Annotated in this window: 19 protein-coding genes; 15 read left to right on the top strand and 4 right to left on the bottom strand. The window is 65.5% G+C overall.

Annotation, left to right across the window (positions count from 1 at the left end; all coding sequences use genetic code 11):
• Positions 1–4 precede the first annotated feature (4 nt).
• A complete protein-coding gene (locus AWC25_RS25785; RefSeq protein WP_084229548.1) occupies positions 5–1597 on the bottom strand; it encodes an MFS transporter in 1593 nt (530 codons plus the stop codon).
• Between the two features lie 146 nt (positions 1598–1743).
• Between AWC25_RS25785 and AWC25_RS25780 the strand changes: the two genes are divergently transcribed.
• Positions 1744–2349, top strand: coding sequence for a TetR/AcrR family transcriptional regulator (locus AWC25_RS25780; protein WP_264033807.1), 606 nt, complete (start codon positions 1744–1746; stop codon positions 2347–2349).
• A gap of 78 nt (positions 2350–2427) precedes the next feature.
• Here AWC25_RS25780 and AWC25_RS25775 read toward each other — a convergent pair whose 3' ends face one another.
• Positions 2428–3255, bottom strand: coding sequence for an LLM class F420-dependent oxidoreductase (locus AWC25_RS25775; protein WP_069402622.1), 828 nt, complete (start codon positions 3253–3255; stop codon positions 2428–2430).
• A 32-nt stretch (positions 3256–3287) separates the two neighbouring features.
• The gene (locus AWC25_RS25770; RefSeq protein WP_084229550.1) at positions 3288–4490 is read right to left on the bottom strand and encodes a cytochrome P450; all 1203 of its coding nucleotides are present in this window, start codon (positions 4488–4490) and stop codon (positions 3288–3290) included.
• 507 nt (positions 4491–4997) lie between these two features.
• Between AWC25_RS25770 and rpsJ the strand changes: the two genes are divergently transcribed.
• The 13 genes from rpsJ (at position 4998) to AWC25_RS25700 (ending at position 14115) form a co-directional block, all read left to right on the top strand.
• Entirely contained in the window at positions 4998–5303 is a 306-nt protein-coding gene (gene rpsJ, locus AWC25_RS25760) for a 30S ribosomal protein S10 (RefSeq protein WP_003873519.1), read from the top strand.
• Positions 5304–5317: 14 nt separating this feature from the next.
• Positions 5318–5971, top strand: a complete 654-nt coding sequence (gene rplC, locus AWC25_RS25755; RefSeq protein ID WP_069402620.1) for a 50S ribosomal protein L3 — start codon at positions 5318–5320, stop codon at positions 5969–5971.
• On the top strand, positions 5971–6648 hold the full coding sequence (rplD, locus tag AWC25_RS25750; RefSeq protein ID WP_085168178.1) for a 50S ribosomal protein L4: 678 nt from the start codon (positions 5971–5973) through the stop codon (positions 6646–6648). Before rplC ends, rplD begins: the two co-directional genes overlap by 1 nt.
• Positions 6648–6950 (top strand): 50S ribosomal protein L23, encoded by a 303-nt coding sequence (gene rplW, locus AWC25_RS25745; RefSeq protein WP_069402618.1) that lies wholly within the window; start codon positions 6648–6650, stop codon positions 6948–6950. The genes rplD and rplW overlap by 1 nt, the downstream gene beginning before the upstream one ends.
• 34 nt (positions 6951–6984) lie before the next feature.
• Positions 6985–7827, top strand: a complete 843-nt coding sequence (rplB, locus tag AWC25_RS25740) for a 50S ribosomal protein L2 (RefSeq protein ID WP_069402617.1) — start codon at positions 6985–6987, stop codon at positions 7825–7827.
• A 9-nt stretch (positions 7828–7836) separates the two neighbouring features.
• Positions 7837–8118: a 30S ribosomal protein S19 gene (rpsS, locus tag AWC25_RS25735; protein ID WP_025738376.1), complete on the top strand. Its 282-nt coding sequence runs from the start codon at positions 7837–7839 to the stop codon at positions 8116–8118.
• Positions 8115–8678, top strand: coding sequence for a 50S ribosomal protein L22 (rplV, locus tag AWC25_RS25730; protein WP_069402616.1), 564 nt, complete (start codon positions 8115–8117; stop codon positions 8676–8678). Before rpsS ends, rplV begins: the two co-directional genes overlap by 4 nt.
• The gene (gene rpsC, locus AWC25_RS25725) at positions 8678–9541 is read left to right on the top strand and encodes a 30S ribosomal protein S3 (RefSeq protein ID WP_069402615.1); all 864 of its coding nucleotides are present in this window, start codon (positions 8678–8680) and stop codon (positions 9539–9541) included. Before rplV ends, rpsC begins: the two co-directional genes overlap by 1 nt.
• A gap of 3 nt (positions 9542–9544) precedes the next feature.
• A complete protein-coding gene (rplP, locus tag AWC25_RS25720) occupies positions 9545–9961 on the top strand; it encodes a 50S ribosomal protein L16 (protein WP_044509828.1) in 417 nt (138 codons plus the stop codon).
• Positions 9961–10206: a 50S ribosomal protein L29 gene (rpmC, locus tag AWC25_RS25715; RefSeq protein ID WP_069402614.1), complete on the top strand. Its 246-nt coding sequence runs from the start codon at positions 9961–9963 to the stop codon at positions 10204–10206. Before rplP ends, rpmC begins: the two co-directional genes overlap by 1 nt.
• Entirely contained in the window at positions 10203–10547 is a 345-nt protein-coding gene (gene rpsQ / locus AWC25_RS25710) for a 30S ribosomal protein S17 (RefSeq protein WP_169717169.1), read from the top strand. The genes rpmC and rpsQ overlap by 4 nt, the downstream gene beginning before the upstream one ends.
• A gap of 111 nt (positions 10548–10658) precedes the next feature.
• Entirely contained in the window at positions 10659–13019 is a 2361-nt protein-coding gene (locus AWC25_RS25705) for an arylsulfatase (protein ID WP_069402612.1), read from the top strand.
• 166 nt (positions 13020–13185) lie between these two features.
• Positions 13186–14115 carry a DUF4436 domain-containing protein gene (locus tag AWC25_RS25700; RefSeq protein ID WP_069402611.1) on the top strand — a complete coding sequence of 310 codons (930 nt, stop codon included), beginning with the start codon at positions 13186–13188 and terminating at the stop codon, positions 14113–14115.
• A gap of 25 nt (positions 14116–14140) precedes the next feature.
• On the opposite strand, the gene pstS is transcribed toward AWC25_RS25700, so the two are convergent.
• Positions 14141–15271, bottom strand: coding sequence for a phosphate ABC transporter substrate-binding protein PstS (gene pstS, locus AWC25_RS25695; protein WP_069402636.1), 1131 nt, complete (start codon positions 15269–15271; stop codon positions 14141–14143).
• Between the two features lie 426 nt (positions 15272–15697).
• Between pstS and AWC25_RS25690 the strand changes: the two genes are divergently transcribed.
• Positions 15698–16660: a DUF4436 domain-containing protein gene (locus tag AWC25_RS25690; RefSeq protein ID WP_084229547.1), complete on the top strand. Its 963-nt coding sequence runs from the start codon at positions 15698–15700 to the stop codon at positions 16658–16660.
• The last annotated feature ends 255 nt before the right edge of the window (positions 16661–16915 follow it).

Raw genomic sequence — 16915 nt, 5'->3', positions numbered from 1 at the left:
GCCGCTAGCTGCGTCGGTGCGCCAGCAGGCGGCGCACCGGGCGCAACTGGTTGCCGTCGCGTCCGGGGGCCCACAGTCCGATCAGGACGGAGATGATGCCGACGAGCACGGCCATCACGATCGTCGACGCGTGCATGGCGGTCAGAAACGCGGTCTTGCTGACCTCGGCCAGCCTGGCGCCCTGCGGCCCGAGTTGCGCGGCCACTTCGACGGCTTTGGCCAGGGAGTCGGTGGCGGGTCCGCGCACCGCCGGGGGGAAGTTCGCCAATTGCGGCGCCAGCTCGTGCGAATAGCGGCCGGCCAGTATCGAACCTGCCACGGCGATGCCCAGGGCGCCGCCCATCTCCCGCGAGGTGTCGTTCACCGCGGAAGCGACGCCCTGCTTCTCATCGGGCACCGCACCCATGATGGCCGATGTCGTCGGCGCCGTGCAGATTCCGATTCCGGTTGCCAGAATTAGGGTGGGCCAAGCGAATTGAGTGTAGGTGGAGTGCAGGGTCAGGCCGGACAGGCACGCGAAGCCGACCGCCATCAGCCCGGTTCCAATGAACAGCACCAGCCGCAAGCCGAGTTTCGGCACGTACCAGAACGACAACGCTGAGAAGATGCCCAACGGAACCATGAAGGGGCCGAATGCGATTGCCGTCGTCAACGGCGAGTACCCCATGATCTGCTGCACGTACTGCATGCCGATATAGAAGAACCCGAACGTCGCACCGAACAGCACGACGATGGCTGCCACCCCGGTGGCGAAATTGGGATCGGCGAACAGCCGCACGTCGAGAAGCGGGTGTTCGCGCCGAAATTCGACCACCCCGAACAGCGCGGCGATGATCGCCCCCACTAGCACTCCGCCCCACACCAGGGGATCGGCCCAGCCCCGGTCGGGGGCCGCCAAGATCGCCGCGACCGCAATCGCCACCGCCGTGCCGATCAGCACCGCACCCAGGGAATCGATGGGCGGAGCGGTCTTGTCGCGCGACGGCGCGACGGTGCATGCCAGGGCGAAGATCACCAATCCCGTCAGACCCAGCGACCAGAAAATCGCGTGCCAATCCCAAAAGCGCAGCAGCACACCGGAACCGATTAATCCCAGCACCCCGCCGGAACCGGCGGTGCCCGCCCAGATGCCGACAGCCTTCATGCGCTGGTCTTTCGGATAGGCCACGGTCAGCAGCGACAGCGTTGCGGGCATGACGAAGGCGGCACCGACGCCGGCCACCGCGCGTCCCGCGATGATCTGCATGGGACTGTGCAGGATCGCCGGGGTCGCCGAGCCGAGCGCGAATACCACCAGGCCGGTCAGCAGCGCACCGCGCCGGCCGTACCGGTCGCCGATCGCGCCGGCCGGCAGCAGCAGGCAGGCCAGCGCCACGGTGTAGCCGTCGACGATCCAGTTCAGCTGCGACTGGGTAGCCGAGGTGGCCACGGCGAGATCGCCCAGTGCGGTGTTCAGCGCCGTCATCGACGCGACGACCAGCGCGACACCCATGCAGGCGACCGCCAGCGTCCAGGCGCGCGCCCGAGGGCTACCACCAATACGGACCGCATCAGTACGCTGTGCAGGTCGGGCAAAGACATCGACGACATCGACCATGAATTCGCCTCCCTTCGGGGGCGTGCAGAGATTTAAGACCAATAGTCTCGTTGATAGACGGATAGTCTTAGTTCTAAACAGGGAGGTGAGTCACAATCACCGAGGAGAGCACCGACCCCCGGCCCGCTCGGTCCCGCGCTCGTTTGCTGGAAGCCGCGGCCACGCTGTTGCGCGCCGGGGGTCCCAGCGCGGTGACCGTCGAGGCAGTGACTCGTACCGCCAACGTCGCGAGGGCAACTTTGTACCGCCACTTCCCGAGTGGAAACGATTTGCTGGCAGCCGCGTTCAACAGCCTCATCCCGCCGTCGCCGATGCCGCCGCAGGAGGGTTCGCTGCGCGACCGCCTGATCGCCCTGGTGCTGGAGCAGGCCGACGCCGTGGCGCAGGCGCCGGCGGTGATGACCGCGATGTCCTGGCTGGCGCTCGGCCGCGACCTGGAGGGGTTGCCGGAGCCCGACCACGCGCGCACCGCCGACAGCCCGGCCATCACCACCCTGCGCGAGCGCATCGCCCAGCAGTACGCGGCGCCGTTCGACGCCCTGTTCGACAGCCCGGAGGCCGCCGAGCTCGGCGAGGTGGACCGGTCCCGGGCCATCGCCTTGCTGATCGGTCCGCTGGTGCTGGGCCGGCTGTCGACGCTGCCGGACTTCGACTACCGCGAATGCGCGCTCGCCGCGGTCGACGGGTTCCTGCACGTGCAGCGGACACAGCGGCGCGCGAGCGCCGCGAGCATCGAATCCGCGGGTGCCTGAGGGTCCAACCGCGGGGGGTGAGCCCCGGCGCCTTGACGCGAAGCTGGCGTTTGTCCGGACGGCTGAGCCGCCCCGCAGTCAGGTGGTGATCTGCGCTAGGGCGGCCAGCTTGTCCAGTTCGCGCAGCGCATCGGATTCCGGCAGGGTCGGCAGCAGGAACGCGGCCTCCTCGACGCCGGCGGCGGCGTAATCGGCCAACGCGTTGGGATCCGCGGGGGCGCCGAACATCGTGATCGGGATGTCGGGGCGGCCATTGTCGGCCATGAACTGACGTGCCCGCTCGATCTCGTCGGCAGGCAGCGGGGGAGGCAGCCAACCGTCCCCAACGTCGCAAAGGCGTTGCAGCGCGGCGCGACTGGATCCACCGATGTAGAGCGGTGGATTCGGCCGTTGGAGCGGTTTCGGCCAGGAGAAACTCGGACCGAAATCGACGAACTCGCCGTGGAACTCCGCTATGTCGTTCGTCCATATCTGTCGTAGCGCGCGGATCTGCTCGTCGGTCTTAGCGCCCCGGGTCGCGGGATTGACACCGCAATGGCGCATCTCGTGCCGATTCCAGCCCACGCCGACGCCGATTTTGAGTCGCCCACCGGAGATCAGGTCGAGGCTGGCGACTTCCTTGGCCGTATAGAAGACATCGCGTTGCGCCAACAAGAGCACGCCGGTCATCAACACCAGATCTTGTGTCGCCATGGCGGCGGCGGTCAACACCACAAAGGGATCCAGGGTGCGGTAGTACTCGCGGCCCGGCGTGCCCGCGTCGGGGAACGGTTCTTCATAGGCGACGGGCATGTGGGAGTGCTCCGGAACGATCAGGGAGCCAAACCCTCGTTCTTCGACCGCCATGGCGAGTGCGCCCGGAGAAATGCTCTCGTCGGTGACGAAGGTAGTGATGGCATGTTTCATGCGCGGACTCGCGATTCCCTTCGCGGCGGCTGCTAACGCAGCGAGTATCGAATGGGCAGACGCTTGAGCCCGCCAACGAACGTCGTCGCGAGCAGTTCCGGTTCCCCATTCAGCTCAATGGATTTCACCCGCGGCAACAGCTCGCTGAAGAATCCGGTCACCTCCATGCGAGCCAGCGTCGCGCCCAGGCAGAAGTGAACGCCGTGGCCGAACGCCAAGTGCTTGTTCGGGTTTCGCCCGACGTCGAAGCGGAACGGACCGTCGAACACCTCCTCGTCGCGGTTGGCCGAGACGTAGGACAGATACACCGCCTTGCCCTTGGCGATCGGCACGCCGCGCACCACGGTGTCGGCCGTGGCGGTGCGCATGAAGTTCTTCACCGGCGTCACCCAACGGATCATCTCCTCGGCTGCCTGCGGCATCAGTCCCAAATCGTCGGTCAGCCGCTTGCGCTGGTCGGGATTTTCGATCAACGCCAGCAATCCTCCGGAGATCGTCGAACTGGTCGTGTTGTGACCGGCGGTGGCGACGATCACGTAATACGACGCGGCGTCGACGTCCGAAAGGGGCTCGCCGTTGACCGTGGCGTTGGCGATCGCCGAGGCCAGGTCCTGGGTGGGGTGTTCGCGCCGCGACGCGGTGAGCGCGGTGAAGTAGGCGAGTAAGTCCTGTATCACCGCCAGGCGCGACTCGGGCGTGCTGCCACGCCGGCGATCGGCGTCGCTGACGCCGAACAGCTCCTGCGTCAGTGCGAGCATGCGGGGAAAGTCCGAGTCCGGCAGGCCCAGCAGCGACAGGATCACATAGAGCGGGAAGTTCACCGCGACCTCCTGCACGAAGTCGCATTCGTTGCCCGCGGCTGCCATCGCGTCCACGTAGGACTTGGCCAACTCGGCGACGCGGAGCTGCAACGTCCGCATCGCCTTGGGCCGGAACCAGTCGGCGCCGATCGCGCGGAACGCGCGGTGGTCCGGGCCATCCATGTGGACCAGGGTGCGCAGAGCCGACCCGGCGTCCTGTCGGGCGCGATTGAGACCATCGACGTCGGCGGTGACGAGAACCGGCCGGGGCTGGTTGGTGAACAGGTCGTGGGCGCGCTCGATCTCCATGACATCGGCGTGCTTGGTGATCGCCCAGAAGGGGTTGTAGGGCGGACGGTCGACCAGCGACACCGGCGCGTGTGCGCGCAGGTGGGTCAGGGCGGCGTGCAACTTGGCTTCGTCGGTATAGGCCATGGGGTCGGCCAGCGCCTGCGCGGCGGCATCGACGATCGGTGTGTTCACAGCCGCCCCCGTTCGGTTTCCTGGCTCCGATCCGAACGTATGTACCCGGGGTCGATCCGCGAAGGACCGTGATCCTCGCAGCTGGGTGAAATGCCCTATTCGTCCTGGTAGCGCGGCGGCGGGCGCGATTCGGCCCGCAATTTTGAACCAGCCACGATGTAGGGCATACTGTTCGGGTTGCCTTGAGCCGGGTTTGCGCCTGGCCGGGCATACGACCAGCGCCCAAACGGGCGCGTCCGGTCCCATCCTTGGAGCGACTATCTTGGCCGTCAAAATGGCCGCGCCGAGGCTGTGTGTGGGGTGACACGCCCGACCGCGGGGGCCGGTGGACCACGACAGGTAAACAGCGGCGCAGTATCCGGCGCGGCGCTCGATCGGCCCAATGGCCGGGTCGAGCGGGCGGGCCGGGGGCACCAGGCTCGGACACGGGCCTTTTCGAGGAGTGAGGGTAGGAGAAGCGTGGCGGGACAGAAGATCCGCATCAGGCTTAAGGCCTACGACCATGAGGCCATCGACGCCTCGGCGCGCAAGATCGTCGAGACCGTCGTTCGTACGGGTGCCAGCGTCGTAGGGCCGGTGCCGCTGCCGACCGAGAAGAATGTGTATTGCGTCATCCGCTCTCCGCACAAGTACAAGGACTCGCGGGAGCACTTCGAGATGCGTACGCACAAGCGGCTGATCGACATTCTCGACCCGACGCCGAAGACCGTTGACGCGTTGATGCGCATCGATCTGCCGGCCAGCGTCGACGTCAACATCCAGTAGGAGATCCAGATCTAATGGCGAGAAAAGGCATTCTGGGTACCAAGCTGGGCATGACGCAGGTGTTCGACGAGAACAACCGGGTCGTGCCGGTGACCGTGGTCAAAGCGGGGCCCAACGTGGTGACGCGCATCCGCACCCCGGAGCGCGACGGATACAGCGCCGTGCAGTTGGCCTACGGCGAGATCAGCCCGCGTAAAGTCACCAAGCCCGTCACCGGCCAGTACGCCGCGGCGGGAATCAACCCGCGCCGGCATCTGGCCGAGCTGCGTTTGGACGGCCCGGACGCGGCCGCCGAATATGAGGTCGGCCAGGAACTGACGGCCGAGATCTTCGCCGACGGCACCTATGTCGACGTGACCGGCACCTCCAAAGGCAAGGGCTTCGCGGGCACCATGAAGCGCCACGGTTTCCGTGGCCAGGGCGCCAGCCACGGTGCCCAGGCGGTGCACCGTCGTCCGGGATCCATCGGTGGCTGCGCGACGCCCGCGCGCGTGTTCAAGGGCACGCGGATGGCGGGCCGGATGGGTAACGACCGGGTGACCGTGCAGAACCTGGTGGTGCACAAGGTCGATGCCGAGAACGGCGTGCTGTTGATCAAGGGTGCGGTTCCCGGCCGCACCGGTGGACTCGTTGTGGTCCGCACTGCGATCAAACGAGGTGAGAAGTAATGGCAGCTTCGAAGAATTTAGAAATTGACGTCAAGACCCCGGACGGTAAGGTCGACGGTTCCGTCGAGCTGCCCGCCGAATTGTTCGATGCGCCGGCCAATATCGCGTTGATGCACCAGGTGGTCACCGCGCAGCGGGCCGCGGCTCGGCAGGGCACGCACTCGACCAAGACCCGGGGCGAGGTCTCCGGCGGTGGCCGAAAGCCGTACCGGCAGAAGGGCACCGGACGCGCCCGGCAGGGTTCGACGCGTGCCCCACAGTTCACCGGCGGTGGCACCGTGCACGGCCCCAAGCCGCGCGACTACAGCCAACGCACGCCGAAGAAGATGATCGCGGCGGCGCTGCGTGGGGCCTTGTCCGACCGGGCCCGCAACGGCCGCATCCACGCGGTCACCGAGCTGGTGTCGGGTCAGACCCCGTCGACCAAAAGTGCCAGGGCATTTCTGAGCACGCTGACCGATCGCAAGCAGGTGCTGGTCGTGATCGGCCGCACCGACGAGACCGGACAGAAGAGCGTGCGCAACCTGCCCGGCGTGCACATCCTTTCGCCCGATCAGCTCAACACCTACGACGTGTTGCGCTCCGACGACGTGGTGTTCAGCGTCGAGGCGCTGCGCGCCTACATCGCGGCGGCGACGGGCACCGCAGACAACGCTGATGTGGAGGTTTCGGCCTGATGGCGACCGTCACTGACCCACGCGACATCATCCTGGCTCCGGTCATCTCGGAGAAGTCCTACGGACTGCTCGACGACAACGTGTACACCTTCGTGGTGCACCCCGATTCGAACAAGACGCAGATCAAGATCGCTATCGAGAAGATCTTCTCCGTCAAGGTCGCATCGGTGAACACCGCGAACCGACAGGGTAAGCGCAAGCGCACCCGGACCGGTTTCGGCAAGCGCAAGAGCACCAAGCGCGCGATCGTGACGCTGGCCCCGGGCAGCAAGCCGATTGATCTGTTCGGAGCACCGGCCTAGCCCGCCGCGCGTGGAGAGAAAGATCTGATTAGACATGGCAATTCGCAAATACAAGCCGACCACCCCGGGTCGCCGTGGTGCGAGCGTGTCCGACTTCGCCGAGATCACTCGCACGGAGCCGGAGAAATCCTTGGTGCGCCCCCTGCACGGTCATGGCGGGCGCAACGCGCACGGGCGCATCACCACCCGGCACAAGGGTGGTGGCCACAAGCGCGCCTACCGGGTGATCGACTTCCGGCGCAACGACAAGGACGGCGTCAACGCCAAGGTCGCCCACATCGAGTACGACCCCAACCGCACCGCCAACATCGCGCTGCTGCACTTCCTCGACGGCGAGAAGCGTTACATCATTGCCCCGCTTGGTCTTTCGCAGGGCGACGTGGTCGAGTCCGGTGCGAACGCCGACATCAAGCCGGGTAACAACCTGCCGCTGCGCAACATCCCGGCCGGTACGTTGGTGCACGCGGTGGAGCTGCGGCCGGGCGGCGGCGCCAAGATGGCGCGTTCGGCCGGCGCGAGCATCCAGCTGCTCGGTAAAGAGGGCAGCTACGCGTCGCTGCGCATGCCCAGCGGTGAGATCCGTCGCGTCGACGTGCGTTGCCGCGCCACCGTCGGCGAGGTGGGCAACGCCGAGCAGGCAAACATCAACTGGGGCAAGGCCGGTCGCATGCGCTGGAAGGGCAAGCGTCCGACCGTCCGTGGTGTCGTGATGAACCCGGTGGACCACCCGCATGGTGGCGGTGAGGGTAAGACCTCCGGTGGTCGTCACCCGGTGAGCCCGTGGGGTAAGCCCGAGGGCCGCACCCGTCACCCGAACAAAGCCAGCAACAAGCTCATCGTCCGGCGCCGTCGCACCGGCAAGAAGCACGGCCGGTAGGAGTAACAGATGCCACGCAGCCTGAAGAAGGGTCCGTTCGTCGACGACCACCTGCTCAAGAAGGTGGATGTGCAGAACGAGAAGAACAGCAAGCAGGTCATCAAGACCTGGTCGCGCCGTTCGACGATCATCCCCGATTTCATCGGTCACACCTTCGCGGTGCACGACGGCCGCAAGCACGTCCCGGTGTTCGTCACCGAAGCCATGGTCGGCCACAAGCTCGGTGAGTTCGCGCCGACGCGCACCTTCAAGGGGCACATCAAGGACGATCGGAAGGCCAAACGGCGATGACCTCGACTGAATTTCCTTCGGCTTTCCCGTCGGCGACCGCCAAGGCACGGTTCGTGCGGGTGTCGCCGACCAAGGCGCGCCGGGTGATCAACCTGGTCCGCGGCAAGTCGGTGACCGACGCGCTCGACATCTTGCGCTGGGCGCCGCAGGCCGCCAGCGAGCCGGTCGCCAAGGTGATCGCCAGCGCCGCGGCCAACGCGCAGAACAACGACGGCCTGGACCCCTCAACCCTGGTGGTCGCCACGGTCTACGCCGACGAGGGGCCGACCGCCAAGCGGATTCGTCCGCGCGCCCAGGGTCGGGCGTTCCGGATTCGCCGCCGCACCAGCCACATCACCGTGATCGTGGAGAGCCGTCCGAGCAAGGACCAGCAGTCGTCGAAGTCGTCTCGGGCGCGCCGCGCCGAGGGCAGCAAGGCTGCCGCCAAGGCGCCCGCCAAGAAGGCGCCCGCCAAGAAGGCGGCCAGCAAGGCGCCCGCGAAGAAGGCGGCAGCCAAGGCCGAGACCAAATCCGAAGCCAACACGTCTGAGACTGCTGAAGCGAAGGGAGGCTCAGACTAGTGGGCCAAAAGATCAATCCGCACGGCTTCCGGCTGGGGATTACCACTGACTGGAAGTCTCGCTGGTACGCGGACAAGCAGTACGCGGACTACGTCAAGGAAGACGTGTCCATCCGCCGGCTGCTGTCCACCGGTCTGGAGCGCGCCGGCATCGCCGACGTGGAGATCGAGCGGACCCGCGACCGCGTCCGCGTCGACATCCACACCGCGCGGCCCGGCATCGTGATCGGCCGCCGCGGCACCGAGGCGGACCGCATCCGCGCCGACCTGGAGAAGCTGACCGGCAAGCAGGTCCAGCTGAACATCCTCGAGGTCAAAAACCCGGAGTCGCAAGCACAATTGGTGGCTCAGGGTGTTGCCGAGCAGCTGAGCAACCGGGTGGCGTTCCGTCGCGCGATGCGCAAGGCCATCCAATCGGCGATGCGTCAGCCCAACGTCAAGGGCATCCGGGTGCAGTGCTCGGGCCGTCTCGGTGGTGCCGAGATGAGCCGCTCGGAGTTCTACCGCGAGGGCCGGGTGCCGTTGCACACGCTGCGCGCCGAGATCGACTACGGCCTCTACGAGGCCAAGACCACCTTCGGCCGGATCGGTGTGAAGGTGTGGATCTACAAGGGTGACATCGTCGGCGGCAAGCGCGAATTGGCCGCTGCCGCACCGGCGGCAGCCGATCGTCCGCGCCGCGAACGGCCGTCGGGCACCCGCCCGCGCCGCAGCGGTGCGTCGGGCACCACGGCCACCAGCACCGAGGCCGGCCGCGCCGCAGGTGCCGCAGAGAGCACTGCAGGCGCCGACAGCACGGCGACCACTGCGACCGCCGCGGCCGAGGGTGCTTCCGCCCCCGAACCGCAGAGCACGGAGAGCTGAATCATGTTGATTCCCCGCAGAGTTAAGCACCGCAAGCAACACCACCCCCGCCAGCGCGGCATCGCCAGCGGCGGCACGGCGGTGAATTTCGGCGACTACGGCATCCAGGCCTTGGAGCACGCGTACGTCACCAACCGGCAGATCGAATCCGCTCGTATCGCGATCAACCGACACATCAAGCGTGGCGGCAAGGTGTGGATCAACGTCTTTCCCGACCGTCCGCTGACCAAGAAGCCCGCCGAAACCCGGATGGGTTCGGGTAAGGGTTCCCCGGAGTGGTGGGTTGTCAACGTGAAGCCGGGTCGGGTGCTGTTCGAGCTCAGCTACCCCAACGAGCAGACCGCACGAGAGGCGCTCACCCGGGCCATCCACAAGCTCCCGATCAAGGCACGCATCATCACCCGAGAGGATCAGTTCTGATGGCAGTGGGTATTTCGCCTGGCGAACTGCGCGAGCTCACCGAAGAAGAGCTCACCGATCGCCTGCGTGAATCCAAGGAGGAGCTGTTCAACCTGCGCTTCCAGATGGCGACGGGTCAGCTCAACAACAACCGCCGGCTGCGCACGGTGCGTCGCGAGATCGCCCGTGTGTACACCGTGCTGCGTGAACGCGAACTGGGCCTGGCTAGTGGTCCTGATGGATCCGACGGAAGCAAGGAATCGTGATGGCAGAAGCTAAAGCCGCCTCGAAGGCTGCGCCACAGGGCGGCACTTCGAAAGAGAAAGGCCCCCAGCGCACTCCGGCCAACCCGAAGGCGCGCGGCCGTCGCAAGACGCGCATCGGCTACGTGGTGAGCGACAAGATGCAGAAGACCATCGTGGTCGAGCTGGAAGATCGGACGCGGCACTCGCTGTACGGCAAGATCATCCGGACGACCAAGAAGGTCAAGGCGCACGACGAGGACAGCGTCGCCGGCATCGGCGATCGTGTCGCGCTGATGGAGACCCGCCCGATGTCGGCCACCAAGCGGTGGCGGCTCGTCGAGGTGTTGGAAAAGGCCAAGTAATCGCCGAGCATTGAACGCCCGAGGCCATGCGGCCTCGGGCGTTTTGCTTTGCGCACGCCACGGCAGGGCGAAAAGAGATCGGAATCTTCGCCACGGCGTTACGCTCGGCGCATGTCTGCTGACTCGCGCGAATTTCAAGGCAAGATTGAGCTGGATATCCGCGACTCGGACCCGGATTGGGGTCCGTACGCGGCGCCCACCGCGCCGGACGGCGCACCGAACATCTTGTATCTGGTGTGGGACGACACCGGCATCGCCACGTGGGACTGCTTCGGCGGCCTGGTCGAGATGCCCGCCATGTCGCGCATTGCCGAGCGCGGGGTGCGGCTGTCGCAGTTTCACACCACCGCGCTGTGTTCCCCAACCCGCGCTTCGTTGTTGACGGGCCGCAACGCCACCACGGTGGGGATGGCGACCATCGAGGAATTCACCGAGGGCTTCCCGAACTGCAACGGCCGCATCCCGACCGATACCGCGCTGATCTCCGAGGTCCTCGCCGAGCGCGGCTACAACACGTACTGCGTCGGCAAGTGGCACCTCACGCCGCTCGAAGAGTCCAACATGGCCTCCACAAAGCGGAACTGGCCGGTCGCCCGCGGTTTCGAGCGGTTCTACGGCTTCCTGGGCGGCGAGACCGACCAGTGGTACCCCGACCTGGTGTACGACAACCACCCGGTGGCTCCGCCCGGCACCCCCGAGGACGGCTATCACTTGTCAAAAGACTTGGCGGACAGAACAATTCAGTTCATCCGTGATGCCAAGGTGATTGCGCCCGACAAGCCGTGGTTCAGTTACGTGTGCCCGGGCGCCGGGCACGCACCACATCACGTCTTCACCGAGTGGGCCGACAAGTACGCGGGCCGGTTCGACATGGGGTACGAACGCTACCGCGAGATCGTGCTGGAGAACCAGAAGTCGATGGGGATCGTGCCGCCGGAGACCGAATTGTCCCCGGTGAACCCCTATCTGGACGTGCAGGGCCCCAACGGCGAGCCGTGGCCGCTACAGGACACGGTGCGGCCCTGGGACTCGCTGACCGACGAAGAGAAGCGGTTGTTCACCCGGATGGCCGAGGTGTTCGCCGGCTTCCTGAGCTACACCGACGCCCAAATCGGCCGCATTCTGGATTACCTCGAGGAGTCCGGCCAGTTGGACAACACCATCGTCGTGGTGATCTCCGACAACGGTGCCAGCGGCGAGGGTGGCCCGAACGGATCGGTGAACGAGGGCAAGTTCTTCAACGGTTACATCGACACGGTCGAGGAGAGCATGAAGCTCTTCGACCACCTCGGTGGGCCGCAGACCTACAACCACTATCCGATCGGGTGGGCGATGGCGTTCAACACGCCCTACAAGCTCTACAAGCGCTATGCCTCGCATGAGGGCGGTATCGCCGATTCCGCAATCATCTCCTGGCCCAACGGGATTGCGGCGCGCGGCGAGATTCGCGACAACTACGTCAACGTTTCCGACATCACGCCGACCGTCTACGACCTGCTGGACATGGCGCCGCCGGGCACGGTCAAGGGTATTGCGCAGAAGCCGCTGGACGGTGTGAGTTTCAAAGCGGCCCTGGCCGATCCGAGCGCCGACACCGGAAAGCGGACCCAGTTCTACGCCATGCTCGGCACCCGTGGCATCTGGCACGAGGGTTGGTTCGCCAACACCGTGCACGCCGCCAGCCCCGCGGGGTGGTCACACTTCGACGCCGACCGCTGGGAGCTCTTCCATATCGAGGCCGACCGCAGCCAGTGCCACGACTTGGCCGCCCAGCACCCCGAGAAGCTGGAAGAGCTGAAGGCACTGTGGTTTTCCGAGGCCGCCAAGTACAACGGGCTGCCACTGGGCGACCTGAATCTGATGGAGACGTTGACCCGGTTCCGGCCGCATCTGGCGGGGGACCGGAGCAGCTACGTCTACTACCCCGACTGCGCGGACGTCGGGATCGGCGCCGCTGCCGAAATCCGTGGCCGCTCGTTCGGGATCCTGGCCGACGTGACGGTGGACACCACGGGGGCCGAAGGGGTGCTGTTCAAGCAGGGCGGAGCGCACGGCGGGCACGTGCTGTTCATCCAGGACGGCCGGCTGCACTATGTCTACAACTTCCTCGGCGAGCGCCAGCAGTTGGTTTCCTCGGCGGGCTCGGTGCCGTTGGGCAGACACCTGTTCGGTGTCAGCTACACGCGGACCGGGACGGTGCCGAACAGCCACACCCCGCTCGGCGGCGTGACCCTATTCATCGACGACGAGGTGGTCGGCACGCTGGCGGAGGTGATCACCCACCCGGGAACGTTCGGGCTGGCGGGTGCGGGCATCACCATCGGCCGCAACGGGGGCTCCGGCGTATCCAGCCGTTACAAGGCGCCGTTCATCTTCACCGGCGGCAGCATCGCTGCGGTCACCGTCGATTTATCGGGCCGACCGTATGTCGACGTGGAAGCTGAACTCGCGCTTGCCTTTTCGCGTGATTAAGCACGTCAAGTAATCGGCCCGACCGACCCGGGGCCAGGCACGGCGAAACCCACGCGATGCAGCAATTTGCGGTGGTTATCCCGTGAAATCGCGCGCCGACTGTTAGCATCTGGCCGTGCCTAAGCAGCAGGCAGCAAACTAGTCGAATTTGTGGTGGTGAGGTCCGATGACTGTACAAGCTCCGCCGCTTCCTCCGTCCCCGCACGAGTCGCGGGGACGGCAAATCGCCATCGCATTCGGAATTCTCGTGGCCATCGTGAGTGTCTACGTGCTGTCCCTGATCGCGGTGCACCTGTTGGCCAAGTCGGCGCCGCCGCTGCCCGCGGTCGACTTCAGCAAGGTCGAGGCCGAGGACAGTATCGTGCAGGTGAGTCTGAGCGAGCTGAAGACGGTGGCGAATCGACTCACGGTCAATGTGCTTGTCTACCCCAAGGATTCGCTGTACGACAAGAACTTTGGTGTGCTGACCACGGACGCCGCGGTGCGGTTGTACCCGGACAATGATCTCGGCGACCTGCAGTACCCGGTCGGTAAGGCGCCGGCGCAGGTCTCCACCACGATCGAAGCTCGCGGCGATCCGGGCAATTGGCCATTCGACACCTATAAGACGCAAGTCATTGCGGCGGACGTGTTCACCGGGACCGGGCCCAACCGCGAGAAGGTACCCGCCCGTGTGGAAGTCACCGGGAAGCTGGACGGCTGGGATGCCAGCGTCACCCGTGTGCACGACCCCGACGACCCGGACCCCAACGTGATGGACAACGTGGTCATCACGCTGCACCGGGCCAAGGGTCCGCTGATCTTCGATGTCGGCGTCATCCTCGTCCTCATCGCCCTCCCGATCCTGGCGTTGTGGGTGGCTATCCCGATGGCTTTGGGCAGAACGTCGTTCCTGCCGCCATTCATAACCTGGTATGGCGCAATGCTGTTCGCGATCGTGCCGCTGCGCAACATCTTGCCGGGCAGCCCGCCGTACGGATCGTGGATCGACCAGGCCGTCGTGCTGTGGGTGTTGATCGGCCTGGTGACCGCGATGACTATTTTCATCACTGCGTGGTGGCGGCATCGCGATCGAAAATCGCCGACGAAGACCTGAAGCCGGTCAGGCCAATCGACGCGGCTTACCCGGCATTCGCTATCGGCGTCGAGGTGATGGCGTCGACTGCGCTGAACACCCGCGACTGGAATTCGGGCGGCAGCGGGATATAGCCGGTCCGGTCCAGGTCTGCCTGGCCCGGGCCGACCGCGGCCTGCAGGAAGGCCTTCACCGCCTGGCCGACGCTGGGGTCGGGATATTTCGAGCAGACGATCTCATAGCTGACCATCACGATCGGGTAGACGTCGGGTTGGGTGGGGTTGTAAAAGGACGTGGTATCGAGCACAAGATCGTTTCCCTTGCCGACGATCTTTGCGTTGGCAATGGTCCTTCCGACGGTGTCGACGCCAATACGCACCGGCCGCAACGATTTCCGGCTCGCCGAGGTCTTGATTTGGGCTGCGAACAATCCTTCCTGCAGCGCGAACGACAGTTCGTTGTAGGAGATCGCGCCCTCGGTGTTCTTCACCTCTGCGGAGGTGCCGATGTTGCCGTATGCGCCGGTGCCGACGCCGCCGTTGAATACCTTGCCGCCGCCCCGGCCCCAGGCACTTCCGGACGCCGCCTCCAGGTAGGCCTGAAAGTGGGCGCTGGTGCCGGATGGGTCGGCCCGGTAGACGACGTGAATGTTCTCCGGGGGCATCGACGCGTTGAGCGCGGTGATGGCCGGATCGTCCCACCGGGTGATGCTGCCGTTGAAAATCCTGGCCAGGGTCGGTGCGTCGAGCACGAGCGAGTCGATGGCGTTGATGTTGTAGGTGACTGCAATCGGACCGAAGACCACCGGCAGGTTCCACGCGTCGGCGCCGTCGCAGCGCTGTTTGGCCGCCGCGTACTGCTCGTCGGTTAGCGGCAAGTCGGATCCGGCAAAGTCGCTTCTGCCGGACAGGAAGTCGGCGACGCCGGCGCCCGACGCGTTGGCGGTGTAGGAAAGGGATTGGCCCTTGCATGCCTTGGCATAGGCATCGATGAATTTTCGCATCGCATTTGCCTGCGCGGTTGAGCCGCTGGCCGAGATTTGTTGTTTGCCACCACAATCGACCCGCGATCCGTGGGCATAAGGTAGGGCGGTGTGCGATGGGGTGGCACACCCCGCGAGCAGCAGTGCGCTCGCGGCCAGCACGTGCTTGGTGGCAGCCCGTCGGGTGTGCTTCACGTGGGGTTCCTCCTCGGGAGTGCGGGCGCGCACCGCCGTGGCGGGCCCAGGGACACCGCAGTCGTACTGGCCAGGCGCCTGGCGTCGGGCACACGGCCGCCAGATGTCGACCTAGGTCGACAATTACAGCTGTTGCCGTGCCGGTAAAGAAACGTCAGGTGAATTGAATACTTCCAACGAGCAATCGAAAACCGACTGCCCGGAGTTTGCCAGGCGGGTTAATTGTCCGGGCGCCCCACTTCGGCCGGTCCTTCGCTGGCGCGTCGGTCGGCGGAACGCCGGGTCGCGTTAACAGCGACTTTCCGGGAGGTGAAAGAAGACCTTCTAGCATGGGATTTCGCCGCGCACCTAGCGCCTCAGTTCATACCATCTGCCCGTGTCGTCCCTACCGGATGGATTTCGCCGGCGAGTTGCTGAGCGGGACCGATGACCACCGAAACACCGGCGGCCCCGGCACCACCGCAACCGGATCGGCAGCCAACGGCGGGAGTCCGGCGCGTGTTGGGTTATCTCAACAGGCACCGGCCGCATATCTCGCTCGGCGCGTTCGTTCTGGCCGCCGTCATTGGCGCCTACGTCTTTTCGTTGTTCGGCGTCCACTACCTGCAGCGGTCAGCGGGCCCGTTGCCGCCACTGGATTTGAGCCAGGGTGGCGGCAACGACACGATCGTGCAGTTGCGGCTTGACGACCTGAAAGCAACGGCGAATCGGCTGAAGGTCGACGTGCTGGTCTATCCCCCAGATTCGTTGTACGACAAGCGACTTGACGTGCTCAACAATGATGTCGCCGTCCGCCTGTACCCGACGAGTGACCTCGGAGACCTGCAGTTTCCGGCCGGAAAAGCGCCGGCGCAGGTCGAGACCGTCATCGAGGCCCACGGCGATCCCGCCAACTGGCCTTTCGACACCTACACGACCGAGAAGATTTCTGCCGACACCCTCGTCGGCACGGGTGACCGCCGCATAAAACTCCCGGCCCGAGTCGAGGTAACCGGCGGGCTGGACGGCTGGGACGTCGAACTCGAACGGGTGGAAGAAACCAGCGTCGTGCACTCCCGTGCCCTCGACGATGCTGCGCTGCTGGTCACCATCAAGCGAGCCAAGGGTCCGTTGGTGTTCGACCTGTTCATCTGCGTCGTTCTGGTCACCCTGCCGACACTGGCGTTGTTGGTGGCTATTCCGATGGTGCTGGGCAAGAGGAAATTCGTGCCGCCGTTCGGTACGTGGTATGCCGCAATGCTGTTCGCCATCGTCCCGCTGCGCAACATCCTGCCCGGCTCACCTCCGCCGGAATCCTGGATCGACCAGGCGGTAGTTCAATGGGTGCTGATCGCGTTGGTGGTGGCCATGAGTCTGTACATCATCGCGTGGGTCCGGCAGGGCGACTGACTCGGCAACGTCAACCCCACCCACTGGGAGTGCGCGCGAATTTTTTGACGAGTCACCGTGGTCAGCTCAGCCAGCACGCAGAACCTCGAAACCGGCACCGTCGCTATCGAGCCACGTCCACAACCGTTCCAGCCGTGGCCGCAGGTATCCACAACTGGCGACCCTGCCAAAAGCGTGAGTCGGCTTGTTGCCTCACGTCAAGATGCGCGCGAAGGGTGGTTTGTTGCCTCACGTGCGCGTGCGCGCTTGGTGACT

Origin of the sequence: Mycobacterium sherrisii (genome assembly GCF_002102355.1) — a bacterium.
GTDB lineage: Bacteria > Actinomycetota > Actinomycetes > Mycobacteriales > Mycobacteriaceae > Mycobacterium > Mycobacterium sherrisii.
The sequence above is the reverse complement of the archived record's forward strand: the minus strand, read 5'-3'. Positions and strand labels throughout refer to the sequence as shown.